The sequence below is a fragment of the Caballeronia sp. M1242 genome (genome assembly GCF_017220215.1).
GTDB lineage: Bacteria > Pseudomonadota > Gammaproteobacteria > Burkholderiales > Burkholderiaceae > Caballeronia.
The window spans coordinates 1,003,842-1,028,178 of sequence record NZ_CP071129.1 but is presented as its reverse complement, the minus strand read 5'-3'; the positions used below and the strand labels follow the sequence as shown (position 1 = coordinate 1,028,178).

The 24,337-nt window shown below is 64.1% G+C and carries 15 protein-coding genes and 2 pseudogenes; 9 read left to right on the top strand and 8 right to left on the bottom strand.

Translation table 11 applies throughout. The features are described from left to right. Positions 1-1,413: a lactate utilization protein B gene (locus JYK05_RS04670; RefSeq protein ID WP_206467931.1), complete on the bottom strand. Its 1,413-nt coding sequence runs from the start codon at positions 1,411-1,413 to the stop codon at positions 1-3. 9 nt (positions 1,414-1,422) lie between these two features. Further along, a complete protein-coding gene (locus JYK05_RS04665; protein ID WP_206467930.1) occupies positions 1,423-2,157 on the bottom strand; it encodes a (Fe-S)-binding protein in 735 nt (244 codons plus the stop codon). Positions 2,158-2,293: 136 nt separating this feature from the next. Here JYK05_RS04665 and JYK05_RS04660 point away from each other — a divergent pair, with 136 nt between their 5' ends. Next, positions 2,294-3,097 carry an IclR family transcriptional regulator gene (locus tag JYK05_RS04660; protein ID WP_175939993.1) on the top strand — a complete coding sequence of 268 codons (804 nt, stop codon included), beginning with the start codon at positions 2,294-2,296 and terminating at the stop codon, positions 3,095-3,097. Between the two features lie 98 nt (positions 3,098-3,195). Here JYK05_RS04660 and pbpG read toward each other — a convergent pair whose 3' ends face one another. Then, on the bottom strand, positions 3,196-4,371 hold the full coding sequence (pbpG, locus tag JYK05_RS04655; protein ID WP_206467929.1) for a D-alanyl-D-alanine endopeptidase: 1,176 nt from the start codon (positions 4,369-4,371) through the stop codon (positions 3,196-3,198). 695 nt (positions 4,372-5,066) lie between these two features. On the opposite strand from pbpG, the gene JYK05_RS04650 reads away from it, so the two are divergent. Next, entirely contained in the window at positions 5,067-5,645 is a 579-nt protein-coding gene (locus JYK05_RS04650) for a phasin family protein (protein WP_175939991.1), read from the top strand. 150 nt (positions 5,646-5,795) lie between these two features. Here the strand turns inward: JYK05_RS04650 and lpdA are convergent, their stop codons facing one another. The 3 genes from lpdA to aceE form a co-directional block, all read right to left on the bottom strand. Further along, on the bottom strand, positions 5,796-7,883 hold the full coding sequence (gene lpdA, locus JYK05_RS04645) for a dihydrolipoyl dehydrogenase (protein ID WP_206467928.1): 2,088 nt from the start codon (positions 7,881-7,883) through the stop codon (positions 5,796-5,798). A gap of 112 nt (positions 7,884-7,995) precedes the next feature. Further along, positions 7,996-9,657 (bottom strand): dihydrolipoyllysine-residue acetyltransferase, encoded by a 1,662-nt coding sequence (gene aceF, locus JYK05_RS04640; RefSeq protein ID WP_206467927.1) that lies wholly within the window; start codon positions 9,655-9,657, stop codon positions 7,996-7,998. A 79-nt stretch (positions 9,658-9,736) separates the two neighbouring features. Beyond that, complete coding sequence (gene aceE, locus JYK05_RS04635) at positions 9,737-12,430, bottom strand: pyruvate dehydrogenase (acetyl-transferring), homodimeric type (protein WP_206467926.1); 2,694 nt, start codon at positions 12,428-12,430, stop codon at positions 9,737-9,739. A gap of 284 nt (positions 12,431-12,714) precedes the next feature. Here aceE and fixL point away from each other — a divergent pair, with 284 nt between their 5' ends. The 3 genes and pseudogenes from fixL to JYK05_RS26625 form a co-directional block, all read left to right on the top strand. Then, positions 12,715-15,252, top strand: coding sequence for a PAS domain S-box protein (fixL, locus tag JYK05_RS04630; protein WP_206467925.1), 2,538 nt, complete (start codon positions 12,715-12,717; stop codon positions 15,250-15,252). Then, a complete protein-coding gene (gene fixJ / locus JYK05_RS04625) occupies positions 15,249-15,887 on the top strand; it encodes an oxygen response regulator transcription factor FixJ (RefSeq protein WP_159835767.1) in 639 nt (212 codons plus the stop codon). Before fixL ends, fixJ begins: the two co-directional genes overlap by 4 nt. A 177-nt stretch (positions 15,888-16,064) precedes the next feature. Next, a pseudogene (locus JYK05_RS26625) lies at positions 16,065-17,339 on the top strand (DUF3300 domain-containing protein); the annotation flags it as partial. On the opposite strand, the gene JYK05_RS26620 reads toward JYK05_RS26625, so the two are convergent. Beyond that, on the bottom strand, positions 17,286-17,780 hold the full coding sequence (locus tag JYK05_RS26620; RefSeq protein ID WP_371826402.1) for a hypothetical protein: 495 nt from the start codon (positions 17,778-17,780) through the stop codon (positions 17,286-17,288). The pseudogene JYK05_RS26625 and the gene JYK05_RS26620 overlap by 54 nt on opposite strands. A gap of 226 nt (positions 17,781-18,006) precedes the next feature. Here JYK05_RS26620 and JYK05_RS04615 point away from each other — a divergent pair. The 3 genes and pseudogenes from JYK05_RS04615 to JYK05_RS04605 all read left to right on the top strand — a co-directional run bounded on the left by JYK05_RS04615 (position 18,007) and on the right by JYK05_RS04605 (position 22,170). Then, a pseudogene (locus JYK05_RS04615) lies at positions 18,007-18,848 on the top strand (DUF2950 domain-containing protein). Positions 18,849-19,025: 177 nt separating this feature from the next. Next, entirely contained in the window at positions 19,026-19,880 is an 855-nt protein-coding gene (gene folD, locus JYK05_RS04610; protein WP_206467924.1) for a bifunctional methylenetetrahydrofolate dehydrogenase/methenyltetrahydrofolate cyclohydrolase FolD, read from the top strand. A 163-nt stretch (positions 19,881-20,043) separates the two neighbouring features. Further along, on the top strand, positions 20,044-22,170 hold the full coding sequence (locus tag JYK05_RS04605) for a M3 family metallopeptidase (RefSeq protein WP_206467923.1): 2,127 nt from the start codon (positions 20,044-20,046) through the stop codon (positions 22,168-22,170). Between the two features lie 36 nt (positions 22,171-22,206). On the opposite strand, the gene JYK05_RS04600 is transcribed toward JYK05_RS04605, so the two are convergent. Then, the gene (locus tag JYK05_RS04600) at positions 22,207-23,481 is read right to left on the bottom strand and encodes an amidohydrolase family protein (protein WP_206467922.1); all 1,275 of its coding nucleotides are present in this window, start codon (positions 23,479-23,481) and stop codon (positions 22,207-22,209) included. A gap of 210 nt (positions 23,482-23,691) precedes the next feature. Between JYK05_RS04600 and JYK05_RS04595 the strand changes: the two genes are divergently transcribed. Next, positions 23,692-24,138, top strand: coding sequence for a hypothetical protein (locus tag JYK05_RS04595; protein WP_206467921.1), 447 nt, complete (start codon positions 23,692-23,694; stop codon positions 24,136-24,138). Positions 24,139-24,337: the final 199 nt, after the last annotated feature.

The window sequence follows — 24,337 nt, the reverse complement described above, 5'->3', positions numbered from 1 at the left end:
TCAGCCGATGTGCGACCGCTGCGCCTTATACAACTCCCGGAACGTGCGGCCGACTGGCGCGGGCATATCGCGCGTGGCAGTCCACCCCGCGCCGAACGGCAAACGCGAGATCGCCTTCCGGCTGCCGCCCGCGCGTTCCAGCACGCGCACCATCAGTTTGGTCAGCAGCGCATACGCAGCAGGCCGCATCGCCAGATAGCCCCACGCCGCGAGCGCCGCGCGTTCGGTCCACGGCCGCAGCCGCCGCTCCATCTGCTTTTCGCGCAGTTTGCGAAGCAGGTCCGAGATCGGAATGCCCACCGGGCACACGCTATTGCATTCGCCGCAGAGCGTCGCGGCTTGCGGCAGGTCCAGCGCCTTGTCGATGCCCACATACGCCGGCGTGAGCACCGACCCCATCGGCCCGGGATACACCCAGCCGTACGCGTGTCCTCCGACTTTCTGGTAGACCGGGCAATGATTCATGCACGCGCCGCAGCGGATGCAGCGCAGCATCTCTTGGAAGTCGCCGCCGATGAGCCCGGTGCGCCCGCCGTCGACGAGCACGAAATACATGTGCTCCGGCCCGTCCGTCTCGCCGGGCGCGCGCGGGCCGGTCAGCAGCGAAAAATAGTTCGAGATGGTCTGGCCGGTCGCCGAACGCGGCAACAAGCGCATGGCCGTGGCGAGATCTTCGAGCGTCGGCAGAATCTTTTCGATGCCCGTTACCGCGACGTGCACGCGCGGCATGACGGTGCACATGCCTTCGTTGCCTTCGTTCGTCACGACCGCGACCGATCCGGTCTCCGCGATCAGGAAGTTGCCGCCCGTCACGCCCATGTCGGCCGTCATGAAATGCGGCCGCAGGACTTCGCGCGCCTCGCGCGTCATCGCGGGAATATCGGTCAGGCGTGGCCGGCCGTGCGTCTTCGCGAACAGGTCCGCGATCTCGTCCTTATCCTTGTGCACGACCGGCGCGATGATGTGGCTCGGCGGCTCGTTGTCGTTGATCTGCAGGATGTATTCGCCGAGATCCGTCTCGATGGACTGCACGCCCATCTCGCCGAGCACGCGGTTGAGCTGCATCTCCTCCGACACCATCGACTTCGTCTTGATGACCTTCTTCACGAGATGCTCGCGCGCGATGTCGGCGACAAGACGCGCCGCGTCCGCCGTCGATTCGGCGTACAGCACCGTCGCGCCGCGCCGTGTCGCCTCGCGCTCGAAAGTCTCGAGCCACACGTCGAGGTTCTCGAGCGCGCGATTGCGCCGTTCCTTGAGCGCCGCCCGCGTGGCGTCGAAGTCGATGTCGCGCACGGCGCTCGCCCGCGCGCTGACGAACTTGGTCGAGAGCTTGGTGAGATTGTGCTGAAGCCGCTCGTCGGCAAGCTTGCTGCCGGCGCGCGCCTTGAAGTGCATCGTCTGTACTTGCATGAGTGGCTCTCAGGTGAGGCGCTGCGCGTCGCCAGCGAGCACTTGCGCGATATGCAGCACGCGCGTCGTGGCGTCGCCGGTGCGGCGCAGGCGGCCTTCGATGTTGAGCATGCAGCCGAGGTCGCCGAGCACGACCGCCTCCGCCCCGCTCGCCTTGATGTTCGCGCATTTCTCGTCGACGATCGCGGTCGAAATGTCGCCGTACTTCACCGCGAAGGTGCCGCCGAAGCCGCAGCAATGCTCGCAGCCGGCCATCTCTTTCACCCGCACGCCGGCCTGCGCGAGCAGTTCGCGCGGCTGCGACTTCACGCCGAGTTCACGCAAGCCCGAGCAGGCATCGTGATACGTGACGATGCCGTCGAACACGCCCGGTTCCAGGCGCGCTTTCGCGACCGTCACCAGAAAATCGGTCAGTTCGAACACGCGCGGCTGCAAGCGCGAATAGCGGTTCATGAGTTCGGGATCGTCGCGGAACAGGTCTCCGTAGTGCGCGCGGATCGTCCCGCCGCACGACCCCGACGGCACCACCACGTAATCGAACTGCTCGAATTCGCGCAGGGTTTTTTCGGCCAGATCGCGGGCGAGGCGGCGGTCGCCGGAGTTGTAGGCAGGCTGACCGCAGCACGTCTGCGCGGGCGGCACGCTGACCTCGAAGCCCGCGCGCTCGATCAGCTTGATGACGGAGAAACCGATCTCCGGCCGCATCATATCGATGAGACACGTCACGAATAAACCGACCCGCATGGCGTTTCCTTGTTTGAGTGGATGCGAAAGCGCGGCCATTATCCACCGACGCTCGGCTGTTTCCGAACCCGCCTTCTTTTCACATTATGAGATACAATCGATCTTCCGCTGTTTGACGCATCAACCGATTCAAACGATGAGCGATACGAACCCGGAATCAAAAACCTCCATTCAGGTCATCGAGCGCATGATGAGCCTGTTGGACGCCCTCGCCGATCATACCGATCCGGTCAGCCTGAAGGAACTCTCGCACAACACGGGGCTGCACCCTTCCACCGCGCACCGCATCCTAAACGACATGGTGCTGTGCCGGCTGGTCGACCGCTCCGATCCGGGCACCTACCGGCTCGGCATGCGCCTGCTCGAACTCGGCAATCTCGTGAAAGCGCGGCTTTCCGTGCGCGAAGCGGCCATGTCGCCGATGCGCGAGCTGCACCGCCAGACCGGGCAGACCGTGAATCTCTCCGTCCGTCAGGGCGATGAGATCGTGTATATCGAGCGCGCGTATTCAGAGCGCTCCGGCATGCAAGTGGTTCGCGCGATCGGCGGACGCGCGCCGCTGCATCTGACGTCGGTCGGCAAGCTCTTTCTCGCCGCCGACGAAGCCGCCCGCGTGCGCGCCTACGCGATGCGCACCGGCCTGTCGGGGCACACGCAGAACAGCATCACGGATCTCGCCAAGCTCGAACGCGAGCTGTCGTTCGTGCGGCAGCAGTCGTGCGCGCGCGACAACGAGGAACTCGAACTGGGCGTGCGCTGCATCGCGGCAGGCATCTATGACGACACCGGACGGCTCGTCGCGGGTTTGTCGCTGTCCGCGCCGGCCGACCGGCTTCAGGACGCCTGGCTCAAGCAGCTGAGCCATACCGCGCTGGAGATCTCGCGGTCGCTCGGCTATCAGGAACACCAGCCGGGCGAGGCGCATCAGCCGCAGCGTTGATCGCGGGATCGAACGAAAAAGCCGGATTCGTCTTTCGACGAATCCGGCTTTTATTTGGCCGCTGACTGCTGCGCTGACCGCTAACTTTGCTTACGCGATCACGGGTTCGCGCCGCTACCCATGTCGGCGCTCATGATGCGCGGCTCGCCGAGCGTATCGAGGTACGTGCGCAGACGGGTTGCATCGGCGAAACGCGAGTACTTCCCGTACGAATCGAGCAGCACCATGATGACGGGGCGCCCGTGCACGTTTGCCTGCATGACAAGGCACTCGCCCGCTTCGTTGATGAAGCCCGTCTTCTGCAAGCCGATGTCCCACGACGCGTTACGCACCAGCGCGTTGGTGCTGTTGTACGCGAGCGTGCGCTTGCCGGTGAAGACGTCGTAGCTGCGGTCCGTGGAGAACTTGCGGATCAGCGGATACTGATACGCCGCGTTCACCATCTTGACGAGATCACGCGCGCTCGAGACGTTGAGGCTCGTGAGCCCGGTGGAATTCTCGAAGTGCGTGTCAGTCATGCCGAGCGACTTCGCCTTCGCGTTCATCGCCGCGATGAACGCGGGACGCCCGCCGGGGTAATAGCGCGACAGCGCGGCCGCGGCGCGGTTTTCAGACGCCATCAGCGCGATGTGCAGCATGTCTTCGCGATTCAGCACCGAGCCGACGGAAAGCCGCGAGCCGGTGTACTTCTCGTAATCGCGGTCTTCGTCCGTCACCGTGATTTCGTCGGTGAGCGGCATGTGCGAGTCGAGCACGACCATGGCGGTCATCAGCTTCGTGATCGACGCGATGGGCACGACGGCGCGCGAGTTCTTGTCGAAGAGCGTCTCGGACGTGTCCTGGTCGACCACGTAGGCCACGCTCGAACGCAGCGCGAGACTATCCGCCGTGTCGTGCAGGCCGAACGCCTGACCGACCGACGTGGCGCGCGGCTGATACGCCACCGCATGCACGGCGGACCGGCGCGCGTGGGGGTCCATCCGGTAGTTCACGCGATGCTTGCGCGAGACCTTCGGCGCGTCGTCGTCATCGCCGGCTGCGGCGACTTTCGCGGCGCGCGCCGACTTGCCCGCCTTCGCGACACGAGCGCGGCCAGCGGTCTTTTCTTCGGTAGCGGACTTCTTGTGATGGGTGACGGTGGCGGATTTGGCGAGGGCTTCAGCCGGAGCCGCTGCAAACGATGTCGCTACAGCCAGTGATACGGCGAGGGACAAAGCTGAGCGCAATGCCACGCCGTGCACCACTTTTAGCGACGAAAACATTTCGGTTTTCATTAGTGTTCTGTTGGGCGGCTGAGAGTACCGCCAAGTGTAGTGAAGCTGCGAAATTTAAGCAATATTAAGCACTTATCGACGCTCGTTAAACTGAGTTGTAAGCGTTGATTGCTTGTTTCTGACACATCGCGAAACGCGATCGGAAAAAACGATCGCTTTCTGCAGACCGAATGCCGCTGAGAACGCGCTTTTGTACGACACGACTCACGCGTTATCGGCAAATTCTTCTGAACCTTGAGCGCTGAACTGATGAAAGGTGCAATCCGCTCTCGAACTGGCCTCGATGCTGCGAGGCATCAGGAGCGTCCGATCAACAGTCGAAATGTTAACGGTTCTTCAACAATTTGGTGTACGGCGGCATCCTAAAAATAGGACGGATGCACGAATCGTCTTAGTCGGCTGCGACGCGTGGCGCGCACCGGCGTCGCTCACGCACCTGCTCTAAGCGTTCGGATGCGGTGCAGGGGTTTTCCGCAGTGCCGGTCACTGTGCCAACGTCGATTACTTAAGTCCATGATTCACAACGTCTTCGCAACGATTGTGCAATGCACAAAAACTGCTTGACATCACTAAGAATATCTCTAAAATGGGCTTCATGTTGCGACGCACCAATAGAAGTAGCACCAACTAGCAGCACTTCGCTGCATCCACCAAGCCACGACCCGCCATGATGGGTCGGCAATCAGGAGCCTGAGATGACCCTACTGACCCCCGAACAAATCGCCGCTGCACAGAAAGCCAACTTCGACACGCTGTTCGGTCTGACGAACAAAGCGTTCGAAGGCGTGGAAAAGCTCGTCGAGCTGAACCTGCAAGTCGTCAAGTCGACGCTCGCCGAAGGCCAGGAAAACGCCCAGCGCGCGCTGTCCGTGAAGGACGCGCAAGAACTGCTCGCGCTGCAAGCCAGCCTGACGCAGCCGGTCGCCGAGAAGGTGCTGTCGTACGGCCGTCACCTGTATGAAATCGCGTCAGCCACGCAAGCCGAGTTCGCCCGTGTTGCCGAAGCGCAATACGAAGAGCAGAACCGCAAGGTGCAGGCACTCGTCGACAACGTCGCGAAGAACGCGCCCGCTGGTTCCGAAACGGCCGTCGCCGTGATGAAGTCGGCTATCACCGCCGCCAACACGACGTACGAAACGGTTCACAAGGCAACGAAGCAAGCTGTCGAAATCGCCGAGAGCAACTTCAACGCAGCCGCCACGGCCGCGACGAAGGCTGCCACGCAAGCGACGGAACAAGCTGCCCGCGCTGCGAAGCGCCCGACGGTCGCCTAAGTTCGAATCGACTGTTTCGGCGGTAAGCGTTGTACGAGAAACCCGGCTGCGGCCGGGTTTTTATTTGCCCCGACGACTCGTCACGGCAAATAAAAAGGCGCGTTCCCGCCAAGGGGAACGCGCCTTTCTCACATCTGACCGCGAACTGCCTTACTTCTTGCGCTGCGGCGGCAGATCTGTACAGACGCCCTCGTAAAGCTCGGCGGCCATGCCGATCGACTCGCCGAGCGTCGGGTGCGGGTGAATCGTGCGGCCGATATCGGTGGCATCCGCGCCCATTTCGATCGCGAGACACACTTCGCTGATCAGATCGCCCGCGTTCAGGCCGACGATGCCGCCGCCGATCACGCGATGCGTTTCCTCGTCGAAGATCAGCTTGGTGAAGCCCTCGTCGCGGCCATTGGCGATCGCGCGGCCCGACGCGGCCCACGGGAAGACCGCTTTGCCGTACTTGATGCCTTCGGCCTTGCACTGGTCCTCGGTCTTGCCCGCCCACGCCACTTCCGGATCGGTGTACGCCACCGACGGAATCTGCATCGCGTCGAAGTACGCCTTCTCGCCGTGCGCCGCTTCCGCCGCGACGTGACCTTCGTGCACGGCCTTGTGTGCGAGCATCGGCTGGCCGACGAGATCGCCGATCGCGAAGATGTGCTCGACGTTCGTGCGCATCTGCTTGTCGACGTTGATGAAGCCGCGCTCCGTCACCGCGACGCCCGCCTTGTCCGCGCCGATCTTGCCGCCGTTCGGCGTGCGGCCGACCGACAACAGCACGAGGTCGTAACGCTGCGGCTCCGCCGGCGCCTTCTCGCCTTCGAAGGTCACGTAGATGCCGTCTTCCTTCGCTTCGGCCTTCGTGGTCTTCGTCTTCAGCATGACGTTGGCGAAACGCTTGGCGTTGAACTTCTCCCACACCTTCACGAGATCGCGGTCCGCGCCCATCATCAGGCCGTCGAGCATTTCGACGACATCGATCTCTGCGCCCAGCGTCGAATAGACGGTGGCCATTTCCAGACCGATGATGCCGCCGCCCACCACCAGCATGCGCTTGGGCAACTGACGCAACTCCAGCGCGCCGGTGGAATCGACCACGCGCGGGTCATCCGGGAAGAACGGCAGCTTCACCGCCTGCGAGCCGGCCGCGATGATCGCCTTCTGGAACTTGACGACCTTCTTGCCGTCCGCGCCCTGCACTTCCATGTGATGCGGATCGACGAACGTGCCGACGCCCGTCACCACCTGCACCTTGCGCGCCTTCGCCATGCCCGCGAGGCCGCCCGTCAGCTTCTTGACGACGCCTTCCTTGAAGCCGCGCAGCTTGTCGAGGTCGATGGTCGGCTTGCCGAAGCTGATGCCGTGTTCGGCGAGCTCGTGTGTTTCATCCATGACGAGCGCGGTGTGCAAGAGCGCCTTCGACGGAATGCAGCCGACGTTCAGACACACGCCGCCGAGCGTCGAATAACGTTCGACGAGCACGGTCTTCATGCCGAGATCGGCGGAACGGAACGCCGCCGAGTAGCCGCCGGGGCCGGCGCCGAGCACGAGCATTTCGCACTCGATATCCGCCGAGCCCGAATAGCTGCCCGCTTGCGGCGCGGGCGCGGCGGTCGCCTTCTCGGCCGGTTGCGGCGCGGCGGCCGCGGGGTTCGTCGGCACGTAGGTCGTGCCGCCGCCCTGGCCTTCGAGCGTCAGGATGAGCGTGCCTTCCGAGACGTTATCGCCCACCTTCACCTTCAGTTCCTTGACGGTGCCGGCTGCGGGCGAAGGCACGTCCATCGTCGCCTTGTCGGATTCCAGCGTGATGAGCGACTGTTCTTTCTCGACCGTATCGCCCGGCTTCACGTGAATTTCGATGATCGGAATGTCCGTGAAGTCGCCGATATCCGGCACCTTCACGTCCTGCGTGCCGCCGCCGGAAGCCGCGGGCGCAGCGGGAGCGGGCTGGGCCGTCGACGCTTCCTTCGGCGCCCCGCCGGCCGGCGCGCCCGACCCGGCCGCCGCGCCTTCGGTCTCGACCATCGCGATGACCGAGCCTTGCGAAACCTTGTCGCCCTGCTTGACCTTCACTTCCTTGATGGTGCCTGCCACGTCGGCGGGCACTTCCATCGTCGCCTTGTCGGTTTCGAGCGTGATGACGCCCTGTTCCTTTTCGATGACGTCGCCGGGCTGAATATTGACTTCGATGACATCGACATCGGAGAAGTCGCCGATGTCGGGTACTTTTAGTTCGACGAGACTCATGGTGTCCCCTAAGAGAAGAGCGGATGGAACCGGAACGCGCATCACGGCGCGCGCGGTTCCGCCGTCGGCTGGGCCGCGCGTTCGGACGGGCAAGCCCGAACGCGCGCCGCGGTCAAAGAATCACGCGACGGAAATCCGCCAGAATCGCCGACAGATAAGCGTTGAAGCGCGCGGCTTCCGCGCCGTCGATCACGCGATGGTCGTACGACAGCGAGAGCGGCAGCGTGAGACGCGGCACGAACTGCTTGCCGTCCCACACCGGCTTTTGCTGGCCGCGCGACAACCCGAGGATCGCCACTTCCGGCGCGTTGATGATCGGCGTGAAGTGCGTGCCGCCGATGCCGCCCAGCGACGAGATCGAGAAGCAGCCGCCCTGCATCTGGTCCGGCTTCAGCTTGCCTTCGCGGGCGAGCTTCGACAGCTCGGCCATTTCCTTCGCGATATCGACGAGGCCCTTCTTGTCCGCATCGCGGATCACAGGAACGACGAGGCCATTCGGCGTGTCGGCCGCGAAACCGATGTGGTAGTACTTCTTGAAGACGAGGTTGTCGCCGTCGAGGCTCGCGTTGAAGGTCGGGAACTTCTTCAGCGCCGCGACCACGGCCTTGATGACGAACGCAAGCATCGTGAACTTCACGCCCGCTTTCTCGTGTTCCTTGTTCAGCTTGACGCGCAGCTCTTCCAGCTCCGTGATGTCCGCTTCGTCGTTGTTCGTGACGTGCGGAATCATGACCCAGTTGCGATGCAGGTTCGCGCCCGAGATCTTCTTGATGCGCGAAAGCGGTTTCGGGTCGACCGGACCGAACTTCGTGAAATCGACCTTCGGCCACGGCAAAAGGCCCAGCTCGCCGCCGCCACCGCCCGCCGGCGCGGCTGCCGCGGCGGGCGCCTTGGCCTGCCCCGTCATCACGCCCTTCACGAATGCGGTGATGTCCTGCTGCGTGATGCGTCCCTTCGGACCGGTGCCGTTCACGCGCGTCACGTCGACGCCGAGTTCACGCGCGAACTTGCGCACCGAAGGCGACGCGTGGCTCGACGTGCGCGTGCCGTCGCCGGCCGGCATCACGGGCGCTTGCGCGAGCGCGGACGGCGCTTCCTTCGCGGGCGCGGGCTTCGCGGGCGCATCGGGCGGCGCTGCGGCCGGCGACGGCGCTTCCTGCTTCGGCGCCGCTGCCGCTGGCGCTGCGGCAGCACCGCCTTCGCCGCCTTCGAGCACGAGAATCAGCGATCCTTCGGACACCGTATCGCCGATCTTCACCTTCAGTTCCTTCACCGTGCCCGCAGCCGGGCTCGGCACGTCCATCGTCGCCTTGTCGGATTCGAGCGTGACGAGCGACTGTTCCTTCTCGACCTTGTCCCCGACCTTGACGGCGATCTCGATGATCGGAATGTCCGTGAAGTCGCCGATATCCGGCACCTTCACTTCCACCGAGCCGCCGCCGCCCGAAGCCTGCGCGGGCTGCGAGTGCGTCTGCGTTTGCGCGGGCGCTTCTTCTTTCGCAGGCGCGGCAGGCGCAGCGGACGCAGCGTTCGCGCCGCCTTCCAGCACGACGATCAGCGTGCCTTCGGAGACGTTGTCGCCCACCTTGACCTTGACTTCCTTCACCGTGCCCGCCGACGAGCTGGGCACGTCCATCGTGGCCTTGTCGGATTCGAGCGTGACGAGGGATTGTTCCTGCTCAACGACATCGCCCGGCTTGACCAGCACTTCGATCACCGGAATGTCCTTGAAATCGCCGATGTCCGGCACTTTGACTTCGATCGCTTGACTCATTATTAGTGTCTCCTGGGTTGCACGCGGCCTCTTTCCGCTTCGGAAAGAGGCCGCGTCACAACGCTCGGGGGCGATGCCTTTAGACGGTCATCGGGTTGGGTTTGGCCGGGTCGAGGTTGTACTTCTTGATCGCCTCAGCGACGACGTTACGCTCGATCGTGCCTTCGTCGGCGAGCGCGTTGAGCGCCGCCAGCGTGACCCAGTAGCGGTCGACTTCGAAGAAGTGGCGCAGCGCCTCGCGCGTATCCGAGCGGCCGTAGCCGTCGGTGCCGAGCACCACGAACTTGTTCGGCACATAGCCGCGAATCTGGTCGACGAGCGCGCGGATGTAGTCCGTCGACGCGATCACCGGGCCCTGCGCGTCCTTCAGCAGCTTCGTCACGTGCGGCACGCGCTTCTCTTCGGTCGGATGCAGCAGGTTGTAGCGCTCGCACGCCTGGCCTTCGCGGGCCAGTTCGGTGAAGCTCGGCACGCTCCAGAGATCGGCGGACACGCCCCAGTCGTTCTTCAGCAGGTCGGCGGCGGCGATGACTTCGTTGAAGATCGTGCCCGCGCCCATCAGTTGGACGTGCGCCTTGCCTGCGCTCTCGGCCTTCTTGAACGAGTACATGCCCTTGATGATGTCGGCCGCGACCGACTCGCCTTGCGGAATCGCCGGATGCTCGTAGTTCTCGTTCATCACGGTGATGTAGTAGTACACGTCCTCCTGCTCCTGCACCATCCGGCGCAGGCCGTCCTGCATGATAACCGCGAGTTCGTAGCCGAAGGTCGGGTCGTAGCTCACGCAGTTCGGAATCGACGCCGCCCACAGGAGCGAGTGACCGTCTTCGTGCTGCAGGCCTTCGCCGTTGAGCGTCGTGCGGCCAGCGGTGCCGCCCAGGAGGAAGCCGCGCGAACGCATGTCGCCCGCGGCCCACGCCAGATCGCCGATGCGCTGGAAGCCGAACATCGAATAGAAGATGTAGAACGGGATCATGATCTCGCCGTGCGTCGAGTACGACGTCGCGGCCGCGATCCAGTCACACATGCCACCGGCTTCGTTGATGCCTTCCTGCAGAATCTGACCCGTCTCCGATTCCTTGTAGAACATCAGCTGGTCGGAGTCTTCCGGAATGTACTTCTGGCCGTCCTGATTCCAGATGCCGATCTGGCGGAAGAGGCCTTCCATGCCGAAGGTGCGCGACTCGTCCGGCACGATCGGCACGACGCGCTTGCCGATGGTCTTGTCCTTCAGCAGGATGTTCAGCACGCGCACGAACGCCATCGTCGTGGAGATTTCGCGGCCTTCGCCCGTGCCCTTCAGGAGCGGTTCGAACGCGGAGAGCGCCGGCACCGGCAGCGATTCCGCCTTTTGGCGGCGCGCCGGCAGATAGCCGCCCAGATCCATGCGCTTCTGGCGCATGTATTCCAGTTCCTTCGAGCCTTCCTCGAACGTGAGATACGGCACGTCGACGATCTGCTCGTCGCTGATCGGCAGACGGAACTGGTCGCGGAATTTCTTCAGCGTCTCGATCGGCAGCTTCTTCTGCTGGTGCGTGATGTTCATCGCCTGACCATGCTCGCCCATGCCATAGCCCTTGATGGTCTTGGCGAGGATGACGGTCGGCGCGCCCTTCGTCTTCGTGGCGGCGTCGAACGCGGCGTAGATCTTGTGCGGATCGTGGCCGCCGCGGTTCAGGTTCCAGATGTCTTCATCGGACCAGTCGGCGACGAGCGCCTTGAGTTCCGGCGTGTTGAAGAAGTGTTCGCGCACGAACGCGCCCGACTCCGACTTGTATGTCTGATATTCGCCGTCGACCACTTCCATCATGCGGCGCATCAGCGCGCCCGTCTTGTCGCGGGCGAAGAGCGCGTCCCAGCGGCTGCCCCAGATCACCTTGATGACGTTCCAGCCCGCGCCGCGGAATTCGCTTTCGAGTTCCTGGATGATCTTGCCGTTGCCGCGCACCGGGCCGTCCAGACGCTGCAGATTGCAGTTGATGACGAATACGAGGTTGTCGAGACGCTCGCGGCCGGCCATGCCGATCGCGCCGAGCGATTCCGGCTCGTCCGTTTCGCCGTCGCCGAGGAACGCCCAGACCTTGCGGCCTTCCGTCTTCGCGATGCCGCGCGCCTGCATGTACTTCATGAAGCGCGCCTGATAGATCGCCATGATCGGGCCGAGGCCCATGGAGACGGTCGGGAACTGCCAGAAGTCCGGCATCAGCCACGGATGCGGATACGACGAGATGCCCTCGCCGCCCACTTCCTGGCGGAAGTTGTCCAGTTGCTTCTCAGTCAGGCGGCCGAGCAGGAACGCGCGCGAATACACGCCCGGCGACGAGTGACCCTGCACGAACACGAGGTCGCCGCCGTGTTCTTTGGACGGCGCGTGCCAGAAGTGATTGAAGCCGACGTCGTAGAGCGTCGCGGCCGACGCGAACGAAGCGATGTGCCCGCCGACGTTCGTGTCCTTGCCCGCGCGCAGCACCATGGCGATGGCGTTCCAACGCGTGTACGAACGGATGCGGTGCTCGACGTCCTGGTCGCCCGGAATCTTCGCCTGCGACGCGACCGGAATCGTGTTGATGTACGGGGTGTTGGCCGAAAACGGCAGGTGTTCGCCGTGCACGCGAGCGAACTCGATCTGTTTCTCGATCAGGTAATGCGCGCGGTCAGGGCCGACCGCCGAAATCACGCCATCCAGTGCTTCGAGCCATTCGGCGGTTTCTTGCGGATCGTCGTCCTTGGCATTGGCGACATATTTGAGAACTTCGTCGGGTACAGCGGACATGCTCGTCTCCTGATGTGAGGAACGCTCTAAGAACAGCCGAAAAACACACGCCCGCACGGACTCGGGCACTGGCCGCGTGCCGGCATTCTAAAGAGGGTCCAGACCTAGTAGCAAGGAATTTTTCGAATCATGGGAGCGGATCTCATGATGTGAAAAAATGCTGCAATGCACCGTCCCATATAATTTTTCTGTTCAGACGTTTCTCCTCCTTTTCCCGCAAATGAGCCGTCTTTACCGTCTTTTTACGCCAATTAACAATCGGGTGCTGCGTTACAATCGCTTCCATGTTGACTGACCGGCTGATCAAACGCTCGGCGCGCGTCGGTAAGAAACCGACCGACTCGTCGCCCTCCCGCTGGCACCACGGCCCGTGGTGGTCGAACTCCTATTTACTCACGCCGCTCATCTCCATCATCGTTTTTTTGGTGGTGATGAGTCTGATTCTCTGGAGCCTGAACCGGCGCGAGCAGCAGCAACAGGAAGACACGCTGTACCGCAACGTCGCGTGGGCGCAGCAGCAAATCCGTCTTGCCATGACGGGTGCGCAAGAACAAATCCAGGCCCTCGCGCGCGACATCGCGGCCGGCCACGGCGACTCGCAGAACTTCCAGACCGCGTCCACCGACATCATGCAGGGGCATCCCGAGATCCTCTACATGAACTGGTACACGAGCGAGCACAAGCCGCGCTGGCCCAATACGCCGCTGCCGGTGCTCGGCTCGCGCCTCGCGAAGCCGAACGACACGCAAATGGACGAGGCCGTGCAGGCCGCGTTCGACGAGGCGCGCACCACGCGCCGCCAGGTCTACTCGCCGCTTCTCTACGACGACCTCGGCAACGGTTACATCACGCTGCAAACGCCCGTGTTTCGCGACCGCGAATTCCTCGGCTCCATCGCGGCGGTGTTTTCGATCGAAGGCATTCTGAAGCGCGACATTCCGAGCGAACTGTCCGCGAAGTACAAGATCTCGATCACCGATCTGAACAATCGCGAGCTCGCGACCACGTCGAGCCGCCCGCGCCTGCCGCGCGACATGTTCTACGACCTGCCGCTCGACCCGCCCGGACAGGGCCTGTCGGTGCGCGTCTATTCGTATCCGCAGCTCACGAACTTCACCAATAACACGCTGGTGTGGCTCGTCGCGGGCTTGTCGTGCTTCGTGCTGTGGAGCCTCTGGAGTCTGTGGAAGCACACGCGCCAGCGCTTCGAAGCGCAGCAGGCGCTCTACGCCGAAGCCTTCTTCCGCCGCGCGATGGAAAACTCGGTGCTGATCGGCATGCGCGTGCTCGACATGCACGGCCGCATCACGCACGTGAATCCCGCGTTCTGCCGCATGACGGGCTGGGACGAAAGCGATCTCGTCGGCAAGAACGCGCCGTTTCCGTACTGGCCCCGCGACGCATATCCGGAAATGCAGCGCCAGCTCGACATGACGCTGCGCGGCAAGGCGCCCTCGTCCGGCTTCGAGTTGCGCGTGCGCCGCAAGGACGGCTCGTTCTTCCACGCGCGGCTCTACGTCTCGCCGCTCATCGACAGTTCCGGCCGTCAGACGGGCTGGATGTCGTCGATGACGGACATCACCGAGCCGAAGCGCGCCCGCGAGGAACTCGCCGCCGCGCACGAACGCTTCACGACCGTGCTCGAAAGCCTCGACGCGGCCGTGTCCGTGCTCGCCGCCGACGAAGCCGAACTGCTCTTCGCGAACCGCTACTACCGGCATCTGTTCGGCATTCGCCCGGACGGGCATCTGCAACTGGCGGGCGCGGCCTTCGACGGCAACGCGCAGAGCTCGTCCGACACGCTCGACATGATCGACACCTACGCGGGCCTGCCCGCCGCCGCGCTCACCGAAAGCTCGGCGGACGCGCAGGAGGTCTACGTCGAGGGCATCCAGAAGTGGTTCGAAGTGCGCCGCCAGTACATTCAGTGGGTGGACGGCCACCTCGCGCAGATGCAGATCGCGACCGACATCACGCAGCGCAAGCAGGCGCAGGAACTGGCGCATCAGCAGGAAGAAAAGCTGCAGTTCACGAGCCGCCTGATGACGATGGGCGAGATGGCGTCGTCGCTCGCGCACGAATTGAATCAGCCGCTCGCGGCCATCAACAACTACTGCTCCGGCTGTGTCGCGCTCGTGAAGTCCGGGCGGATGACGCAGGAAACGCTGCTTCCGGTGCTGGAGAAGACCGCGCAGCAGGCGGTGCGCGCGGGCATGATCATCAAGCGCATCCGCGAGTTCGTGAAGCGCAGCGAGCCGAAGCGCCAGGCGACGCGCGTGGCGGATATCGTCGCGGACGCTGTCGGTCTCGCCGAAATCGAAGCGCGCAAGCGCAAGATCCGCATCGTCACCGAGATCCGCTCGCGCATGCCGGTGATCTACGTCGATCCGGTTTTGATCGAACAAGTGTTGGTCAACCTGTTGAAAAACGCGGCCGAAGCAATGCATGATGCAAAGCCGAACGCCGTCGATCCGGTGATCCGCGTGGTCGTGCAGCGAACCGATGGCGGTTTCGTGTGCATCAGCGTGGTGGATCAGGGTCCGGGCGTCGACGAAGCCACGGCCGAGCGTCTGTTCGAGCCGTTCTACAGCACGAAATCCGACGGCATGGGCATGGGCCTGAATATTTGCCGCTCGATCATCGAATCGCATCGCGGGCGGCTGTGGGTGGTGAACAACGTCGAGGCGGACGGCCACGTGACCGGCGCGACCTTCCACTGCAGCCTGCCGATCGGCGAAGCGGACGGATCGACGGGACCGGGCGCCGACGCGCGCGACGAACATACCAATACGAGACAACATACCGTTACGGGAGAACTATGAGCAGTCCAGTCACCACTCAGGAAACCGTCTTTGTCGTCGACGATGACGAGGCCGTGCGTGATTCTTTGCGCTGGCTGCTCGAAGCCAACGGCTATCGCGTGCAATGCTTTTCCAGCGCCGAATCGTTCCTCGACGTCTATCTGCCGATCGCGCATTCCGGCGCCATCGCCTGCCTGATTCTCGACGTGCGCATGGCCGGCATGACGGGCCTCGAATTGCAGGAAAAGCTGATTGCGGACAACTCCGTGCTGCCGATCATCTTCGTCACCGGTCACGGCGACGTGCCGATGGCTGTCTCGACCATGAAGAAAGGCGCGATGGATTTCATCGAGAAGCCGTTCGACGAGGCGGAACTGCGCAAACTGGTCGAGCGCATGCTGGAAAAGGCGCGCAGCGAGAGCACGAGCGTCCAGCAGCAGCGCGCGGCCGCCGAGCGGCTCGGCAAGCTGACGGCGCGCGAGCATCAGGTGCTCGAGCGCATCATCGCGGGGCGTCTCAACAAGCAGATCGCGGACGACCTCGGCATCAGCATCAAGACGGTGGAAGCGCATCGCGCGAACATCATGGAGAAGCTCTCGGTGAATACCGTCGCCGATCTGCTGCGCCTCGCGCTGTCCAACAAGCCTCAGCAGTAACCTCTTCGCGGTTTCGTCGCGTGGCCGGCTCGCATGCCGGCCACGACCGCTTCGGCTCTTCGCTCGCCGCCTCGGCCGGTGACATCCGCGAAACAGAAACGTGAAATTTCGTGTTTCGCATTGACACCGAAGAGCGCCCGCCCGTAGTTTGATCGTGCCCCAACATCGGAGTCGATCATGCGCGACAAGGCAACCGCTGTAAGCACCGGCAAACGTTTCGCCGTCCACCGCAAGCCCGCGCGAACGTGTCCATCCCTTGCCGCTTCGTCTGGCAGTTCCCCAGTCCCCTCTCAATCACCCACTTGGTATCCGTCGACTTGGCGCCGCGGGCCGATGAAAGCGTCGAAGTTCGTGCCTCTTGGCAGTCATGTCGCGCACTGGGCGCCTCAAGCAGCCGGCTTCGCCGCCTTCCTTTACCGATCCCACAACGCACCCGAGTCCCCCGCTTCCGATCCGTCGATCTGTCGCTGGTCAGCGGAAGCACCGACGTTCTTGCGTCTCGGCAGACATGTCGCACGCCCGGCGTCTCAAGCGCGTTACTCGGCTGCCTCAGTTCGCCGATCCACCAACGCACCCGAGCCCTTCGCTTCCAGTTTGCTGCTGACGTGCCGCTGGCCAGTCGACGCGCCGACGTTACTGCGCCCTGACAGTCATGTCGCGCGCCGGGCGGACTTAGGCTCACGCGACACGCCATGCCAGTCGGTCGCGGACCGCCTGCGGCCAGTGCGCCTTCTCGCGCTCGCCGCAATGCTCGCCGCCGCGCCGCTCGCCGTATTTCATGTGCCGCCCGCGCACGCTCAGACGCAGCCCGCCGGCCAGAAGCTCTCGAACGAGCAGATCGATGCGCTCGTCGCGCCCATCGCGCTTTATCCCGATGCGCTGCTCGCGCAGGTGCTGATGGCCTCGACGTATCCGCAGGACATTCAGGCGGCCGCGCAGTGGTCGAAGGCCAATCCGAACATCAAGGGCGACGACGCGGTCAAGGCCGTGCAGTCCGAGCCGTGGGACCCGAGCGTGCAATCGCTGGTTGCTTTCCCGCAAGCACTGGCGACGATGGCCTCCAAGCCCGACTGGGTCTCGCAACTCGGCAACGCGTTTATCGCGCAATCCGGCGACGTGATGGATTCCGTGCAGCGGCTGCGGCGCGCGGCTCAGAGCGCGGGCAATCTCAAGAGCAGCGAACAGCAGAAGGTGGTCGTCGAGCAGAGCACCATTCAGATCGTGCCGGCCAATCCGCAAGTGGTTTACGTGCCGACCTATAACCCTACCGTCGTCTACGGCGCGTGGCCGTACCCCGCGTATCCGCCGGTCTACGTGCCGCCGCCGCCCGGCTATGCGATCGCCTCCGGGCTCGCGGCCGGGCTCGCGTTCGGTACCGGGGTCGCGGTCGCGAACGCGCTATGGGGCAACTGCGACTGGGGCCGTCACGACGTCAACGTGAACGTGAACCGCTACAACAACATCAACGTCAACAACCGCATCAACGCGAACAGCAACAACGTGCGCTGGAACCGCAACGACCCGCAGTTCAACCGCAATAACATCGGCAACCGGCAGAACTTCGGGAACCAGAATCTCGGCGGAGCGAATCGCGACCAGTTCCGCGGCCGCGATCAGGCCCGCGCGCAGGCTGCGCAGACGCTCCAGCAGCGCACCGGGCAGAACCTCAATCAGTCGGCGAGTCAGCGCGTGCAGAACATCCGGCAAGGCGGCGATGGGCACGGCATCGGCAACAACGATCTGCATCAACGCGCGCAAAGCGTGAACCGCGACAACGCGCTGCGCGGCGCGGGCGACGGCAACGCGGCGCGGCAGGACATCCAGCGCGGGCAAGCAAGCCGCCAGTCGTTCGCGAGCGCGCATCCGAATGCGGGCGGCGGTTTCGAACGACAAGGCGGCGGGCTCGGCAGCGGCGGCGGCGGAATCCAGCGCAGCGGCGGGTTTCAGGGCGGCGGGGGGGCGGCGGCGGGGCGGCACGTTTCACGGCGGCGGCGGCTTTCATCGCCGCTGAGCCGCCGAGCTTCGCTGCGCCCCATCCACGCCCACGACTCAGGAACCCGACATGATCTCGATGAAAACACTTGCCGCATCGCCCCGCCCTTTTCTCAGCGCATCGCTTTTGCTCGCGGCCTCGCTCGCGCATGCGCAGGCCGTCTATCCGACGCCCGAAGCCGCCGCGCAAGCTTTCACCGACGCTATCGCATCGAACGACGAAACCGCGCTCTCCGAAGTGCTCGGCAAGGACCACGCGCGCTACGTGCCGACCGACAACATCGGCGAGGAAGACGTCTACGAGTACCTCGGCTCGTGGTCGAAGGGACACCGGATCGTCGAGGAGACCGGACCGGCCGGCGGCCCGAAGCGCGCGCACATCGAAACTGGCGACAGCGGCTGGACCCTGCCGATTCCGCTCGTGCAGACGGACAAGGGCTGGCGCTTCGACATGCCCGCCGCGCGCGACGAAGTGCTGACGCGGCGCACGGCCGCAACGAGCGATCGGCGATGCGCGTCGCGCTCGCCTACATCGACGCGCAGAACGACTATCGCAAGCTCACGAACCACTACGCCGACCGCTTCGTGAGCACGCCCGGCAAGCACGACGGCCTCTACTGGGACGCCGCGCCCGGCGAACCGGACAGCCCGCTGGGCCCGCTCGCGGCGGCCATGCCCAACAAGGCGACCGCCTCGGGCGGCTACTACGGCTATCACTACCGCATCCTTACCGCGCAAGGGCCGCACGCGAAAGGCGGCTCGAAGAACTACATGCAAAGCGGCGCGCTCGCGGACGGCTTCGGCCTGATCGCATGGCCGGCGAAGTACGGCGAAACCGGCGTGATGTCCTTCATGATCGATCAGGACGGGCAGCTCTATCAGAAGAACCTCGGTCCGGCGTCGGCGCGCGTGGCGGCGTCGATCAAGTCGTTCGATCCCGATTCTTCGTGGCAGCCCGTTTCGCCGTAGACCGACGAGCACGGCGGGCACCCTCGCCCAACACGCCGCCGGACGCCGGAAAGCGCCCGGCGGTATAATCTCGCCCTTCTTCGAGGGCGCCTTGCGCGCCCTGGCACGCCCGGCAGCTTGACGCATCGCCTGCGCGCCTCTCTTCGCTACGCCGCCCAATCTCGATTCCGATTCGCCATGACTGCCCAACTCATCGACGGTAACGCCCTCTCCAAGACTCTTCGCGCCGATGTCGCCGCCCGCGCGGCCGCGCTCACCGCTCGCGGACACAAGCCGGGGCTCGCCGTGGTGCTCGTAGGCGACAATCCGGCGAGCGAGGTCTATGTGCGCAACAAGGTAAAGGCGTGCCAGGACAACGGACTGCATTCGGTCTTCGACCGCTTTCCCGCGACGCTGGCCGAAAGCGAACTGCTCGCGCACATCGAAAAGCTCAATGCCGATCCGGACATTCACGGCATTCTGGTGCAGTTGCCGTTGCCCGCGCATATCGACAGCCACAAGGTGATCGAAGCCATTGCGCCGGAGAAGGACGTGGACGGCTTTCACGTCGCGAACGCGGGCGCGCTGATGACCGGCAAGCCGCTCTTTCGCCCGTGCACGCCGTATGGCGTGATGAAGATGTTCGAGGCGCACGGCATCGACCTGACGGGCGCGAATGCGGTGGTGATCGGACGCTCGAATATCGTCGGCAAGCCGATGGCGCTGTTGCTGCTCGAAGCGGGCGCGACCGTTACGATCTGCCACAGCAAGACGCGCGATATTGCGCACTACACACGCAACGCCGATGTCGTCGTCGCGGCGACCGGCCGCCGCAACATCCTGACCGCCGACATGGTGAAGCCGGGCGCGACGGTGATCGACGTCGGCATGAATCGCGATGAAGCCGGCAAGCTGTGCGGCGACGTCGACTTCGCGGGCGTGAAGGAAGTCGCGGGCTACATCACGCCGGTGCCGGGCGGCGTCGGCCCGATGACCATCACCATGCTGCTCGTCAACACCATCGAAGCCGCCGAGCGCGCGGCACAGGCGTAAGCCGCAGGGGACGCGCGCCATCGCGATCGTCCCCTTAGAAACAATCCATTGGATTTTGGCCCCGCGGCCCCAATAATGCTCCCATATCATTCGGACACGAGCGGCGCGGGCTTCGCATGACTGGCCCGCTCCGCGCTTCAACGATCACAGAACCGGGAGAGCCATGAGCGATACCACCGCAGCCACGCCGACCACGGCAGCATCCAATCCGCTGCTCGATTTTTCCGATTTGCCGCGCTTCGGCGACATCAAGCCCGAGCATGTCACCCCGGCGCTCGACGTGTTGCTGGCGGCGGCTAAAAGCGCCGTCGATCGCGCGAGCGCCCCGGACACGCCTGCCACCTGGCAAGACGTCGTCGAAACGGTGGAGCGTGAATCGGAAAAGCTCTCGCGCGCGTGGGGCATCGTCGGGCATCTGAACGCCGTCGCCGATACGCCCGAGCTGCGCGCCGCCCACGCCGAAAACCTGCCGCGCGTCACTGAGTTTTCGGCGAGCGTCGGCCAGAATCTGGCGCTGTATGAGAAGTACAAGGCGATCGCCGCAGGCGACGAATTCGCGGACCTTTCGCCCGAGCGCAAGAAGATTCTGGAAAACGCGCTGCGCGATTTCCGCCTGTCCGGCGCGGAATTGCCCGAAGACCGCAAGCCGCGCTTCGCCCAGTTGCAGGAAGAACAGGCTGCGCTGTCGAAGGCGTTTTCGGATCACGTGCTGGATTCGACCAACGCATACTCTTACGTCGTCACGCAGCAAAGCGACCTCGCCGGCCTGCCCGACGACGTGATCGAAGCCGCTCGCGAAGCCGCGCAGAAAGAAGGCAAGGAAGGCTGGAAGTTCACGCTGCACTTCCCTTCGTACTTCCCCGTGTTGCAATACGCCGAGCATCGTCCGATGCGCGAGGCGATGTATCGCGCGTATGTCACGCGGGCGTCGGAACTGGGCGAAACGTACGGCCACGGCAAGCCCGAATGGGACAACACGCAGAACATCGTCGAGCATCTGAAGCTGCGTCAGGAAGAAGCGCGCACGCTCGGCTATCAGAACTTCGCGGAAGTGTCGCTTGCGCCGAAGATGGCGGAATCGCCCGCGCAGGTCATCGCGTTTCTCGAAGACCTCGCCAAGCGCGCGCGTCCGTATGCTGAAAACGACTGGATGGAGCTGCGCGCGTTCGCGGCGACCGAGCTCGGCATGCCGGAGCTTCAGCCGTGGGATGTCGCGTATGCCGCCGAGAAGCTGCGCCAGAAGCGCTATTCGTTCTCCGAGAACGAAGTAAAGCAGTACTTCCCGCAGGAAGCGGTGCTCAAGGGCCTTTTCAAGGTGACCGAAACGTTGTTCAACGTCTCGATTCGCCGCGACGAAGCCGCCGTGTGGAATCCGGACGTGCGCTTCTTCCGCGTCGAGAACAAGGACGGCTCGCTCGTCGCTCAGTTCTATCTGGACCTGTACGCGCGCGAAGGCAAGCGCGGCGGCGCATGGATGGACGACGCCCGTGCCCGCCACAAGCGCACGCAAGGCGACGTGCAGACGCCGGTCGCGTACCTCACCTGCAATTTCTCAGCGCCGGTCGGCGGCAAGCCCGCCTGCTTCACGCACGATGAAGTCATCACGCTCTTCCACGAATTCGGGCACGGACTGCATCACATGCTTACGCGCGTGGACGAACTCGGCGTGTCGGGCATCAACGGCGTCGAATGGGACGCGGTGGAATTGCCGTCGCAATTCATGGAGAACTTCTGCTGGGAGTGGGACGTGCTGACCGACATGTCCGCGCACGTCGAAACGGGCCAGCCGTTGCCGCGCGAACTCTTCGACAAGATGCTCGCCGCGAAGAACTTCCAGAGCGGTCTCGGCACGCTGCGTCAAATCGTCTTTTCGATGTTCGACATGGTGCTGCACACGTCCTACGATCCGGCCAACGGCACGCAGAACGTGAACGACCTCGCCCGCGAGATCAACGAGAAGTTCCACGTCATTCCGCAGGCGCCGTTCTCGCGCTGGCCGAATACGTTCAGCCACATCTTCGCGGGCGGTTACGCGGCGGGCTACTACAGCTATAAGTGGGCCGAAGTGCTGTCCGCCGACGCCTACGCCGCGTTCGAGGAAGCCGCGAAGGCCGCGAACGGTTCGGTGTTGAACGCGGAAACCGGCACGCGCTATCGCCGCGAGATTCTGGAGGTGGGCGGCAGCCGCCCGGCGATGGATTCGTTCAAGGCGTTTCGCGGACGCGAGCCGAGCATCGACGCGCTGTTGCGTCACAACGGCATGAGCGAGCACACGCAGACGGTGCACTGATCCAAAACCCCGGCCGCCGAGCCGGGGTTTTTTCTTTCAGCGCTGGATCCTGAAGTCCACTTCCGCGGGCCGGCCTTCCAGCGCGAGCGTCGCGCGCATGGACGGGCTGCGACTCACCACCTTCCCTCTTCTGATCACCGCCGTGCGCGCCGCGCGCAGACGGATCGCTTCGATCGGATCGCGCGCGTCGAGCACGACGCAGTCCGCATGACAGCCCACTTCCACGCCGTAGCCTTCGAGCCCGAGAATGCGCGCGGGCGTGCGCGTGACGGCATCGAAGCACGCATGCATCGCGTCGACGCCCGTCATCTGCGCGACGTGCAGGCCCATGTGCGCGACTTCGAGCATGTCGCCGGAGCCCAGGCTGTACCACGGGTCCATCACGCAGTCGTGGCCGAACGCGACGTCGATGCCCGCCGCCATCAGTTCGGGCACGCGCGTCATGCCGCGCCGCTTCGGGTACGTGTCCGAGCGACCCTGCAACGTGATGTTGATGAGCGGATTCGCGATCGCCGAGACGCCCGCTTCGCGCATCAGCGGAATGAGCTTGCTGACGTAATAGTTGTCCATCGAATGCATGGACGTGAGATGCGAGCCCGTCACGCGGCCGTGCAAACCTAGGCGATGCGTCTCCGCCGCGAGCGTTTCGATGTGGCGCGACATCGGATCGTCGGATTCGTCGCAGTGCATGTCCACGCGCAAGCCGTGCTGGGCCGCGTACTCGCACAGCAGCGTGACGGACGCCGCGCCGTCCGCCATCGTGCGCTCGAAATGCGGAATGCCGCCGACGACATCGACGCCGAGCGCGATCGCGCGCTTCAGGTTCTCGAATGCGCCCGGACTGCGCAGCACGCCGTCCTGCGGGAACGCGACCAGTTGCAGGTCAAGATACGGCTTCACGCGGCGCTTCACTTCGACGAGCGCCTCGGCGGCGAGCAGACGCGGATCGCAGACATCGACGTGCGAGCGGATCGCCAGCAGCCCGCGCGCGACGGCCCAGTCGCAATACTGCAGCGCCCGCTCGACGATGGCTTCCTGCGTGAGTTCGGGCTTCAGTTCGCCCCATAACGCGATGCCTTCGAGCAGCGTGCCGGACGCGTTCACGCGCGGCAGACCGTACGAGAGCGTCGCGTCCATGTGAAAGTGGGCGTCGACGAACGGCGCGGTGACGAGCGAACCGTCCGCGTCGATTTCCTCACGCGCGCTCGCATTCAGATGCGGCTCGATCGCAGCGATACGGCCTGCTTCCATGCCGATATCGACGAGCCCCGTCGAGCGCACGAGCGATGCACGGCGAATGATGAGATCCATATGAAGCCCTCGGGCGTAAGCGGTTCGGACGATTGTAGCGGGGACATAAAAGCCCGCACGGGCCGCCTCGATGCTTATCGAATTGATCAGGAATTGGGAAGAAACGTTTGCCGATCCGCCGTGGCGGATGCGTCGGCACGTTTGGCGGCGAGCATTTAAGCGCGAGCTTACAATCGGTTGCAACTCAAGCAAAAGATACGGAGACCCAAGGTGCTAACCGCAAATCTTGCCTGCCGAAAGGACCGCAACCTGTTTCGAATGCTGTCGGGTGTCACCGGCTTCGTGCTTCGCCGCAGGCCCGGGCACACTGCGCAGGCTCACCCGCGCGTCGCGTTACCGAGCGCCGAAGTGCTGGCGCTCGCGCTTGCTGCGGAGGGTGGTTTGCGGCGCCACGCATCGTTGCCTTCGGGGCATTGCCCGGCCAGCAACTACTACGACCTCGCCATCTTCGAAGTCGACGTCGACGCCGAGTCTCGCGGTCCGAAGCCTCCCCGCGGCGCGCAAGGCAAGGTCGTGATCGCGGCCACATCGGAAGCCGGCGCGCTCGATGTGCTCCGGGCGCAACTGCGCGGCGACGCACGCTGCTATGCGTTCCACTGGAACGGCCGAACCATTCCCGTGCACTACGTGCTGGGCGCATCGGGGCTTTACCTGTAGTCATCCCCGCGGACGGTTGAGGCCGTCTTCGCGTCCCGTCCCGCTTGCACCGCTGCATCGCGCGTGCAACCGGGTTCCTCTCGTACCGCTGTCCATAGCCTGCCGTCAAACATGAACGTGACCGGCGTCGCTTCGTTGCGCCTCGCTCACGTGCTCATGCCTCGCATGAGCCGGTATTCGCAGGACTCCGACACATCAA

Bases quoted from the DNA above. Each gene is read 5' to 3' on its own strand.
- JYK05_RS04670 (WP_206467931.1), bottom strand. From the start codon at position 1,413: ATGCAAGTACAGACGATGCACTTCAAGGCGCGCGCCGGCAGCAAGCTT.
- JYK05_RS04665 (WP_206467930.1), bottom strand. From the start codon at position 2,157: ATGCGGGTCGGTTTATTCGTGACGTGTCTCATCGATATGATGCGGCCG.
- JYK05_RS04660 (WP_175939993.1), top strand. From the start codon at position 2,294: ATGAGCGATACGAACCCGGAATCAAAAACCTCCATTCAGGTCATCGAG.
- pbpG (WP_206467929.1), bottom strand. From the start codon at position 4,371: ATGAAAACCGAAATGTTTTCGTCGCTAAAAGTGGTGCACGGCGTGGCA.
- JYK05_RS04650 (WP_175939991.1), top strand. From the start codon at position 5,067: ATGACCCTACTGACCCCCGAACAAATCGCCGCTGCACAGAAAGCCAAC.
- lpdA (WP_206467928.1), bottom strand. From the start codon at position 7,883: ATGAGTCTCGTCGAACTAAAAGTACCCGACATCGGCGACTTCTCCGAT.
- aceF (WP_206467927.1), bottom strand. From the start codon at position 9,657: ATGAGTCAAGCGATCGAAGTCAAAGTGCCGGACATCGGCGATTTCAAG.
- aceE (WP_206467926.1), bottom strand. From the start codon at position 12,430: ATGTCCGCTGTACCCGACGAAGTTCTCAAATATGTCGCCAATGCCAAG.
- fixL (WP_206467925.1), top strand. From the start codon at position 12,715: ATGTTGACTGACCGGCTGATCAAACGCTCGGCGCGCGTCGGTAAGAAA.
- fixJ (WP_159835767.1), top strand. From the start codon at position 15,249: ATGAGCAGTCCAGTCACCACTCAGGAAACCGTCTTTGTCGTCGACGAT.
- folD (WP_206467924.1), top strand. From the start codon at position 19,026: ATGACTGCCCAACTCATCGACGGTAACGCCCTCTCCAAGACTCTTCGC.
- JYK05_RS04605 (WP_206467923.1), top strand. From the start codon at position 20,044: ATGAGCGATACCACCGCAGCCACGCCGACCACGGCAGCATCCAATCCG.
- JYK05_RS04600 (WP_206467922.1), bottom strand. From the start codon at position 23,481: ATGGATCTCATCATTCGCCGTGCATCGCTCGTGCGCTCGACGGGGCTC.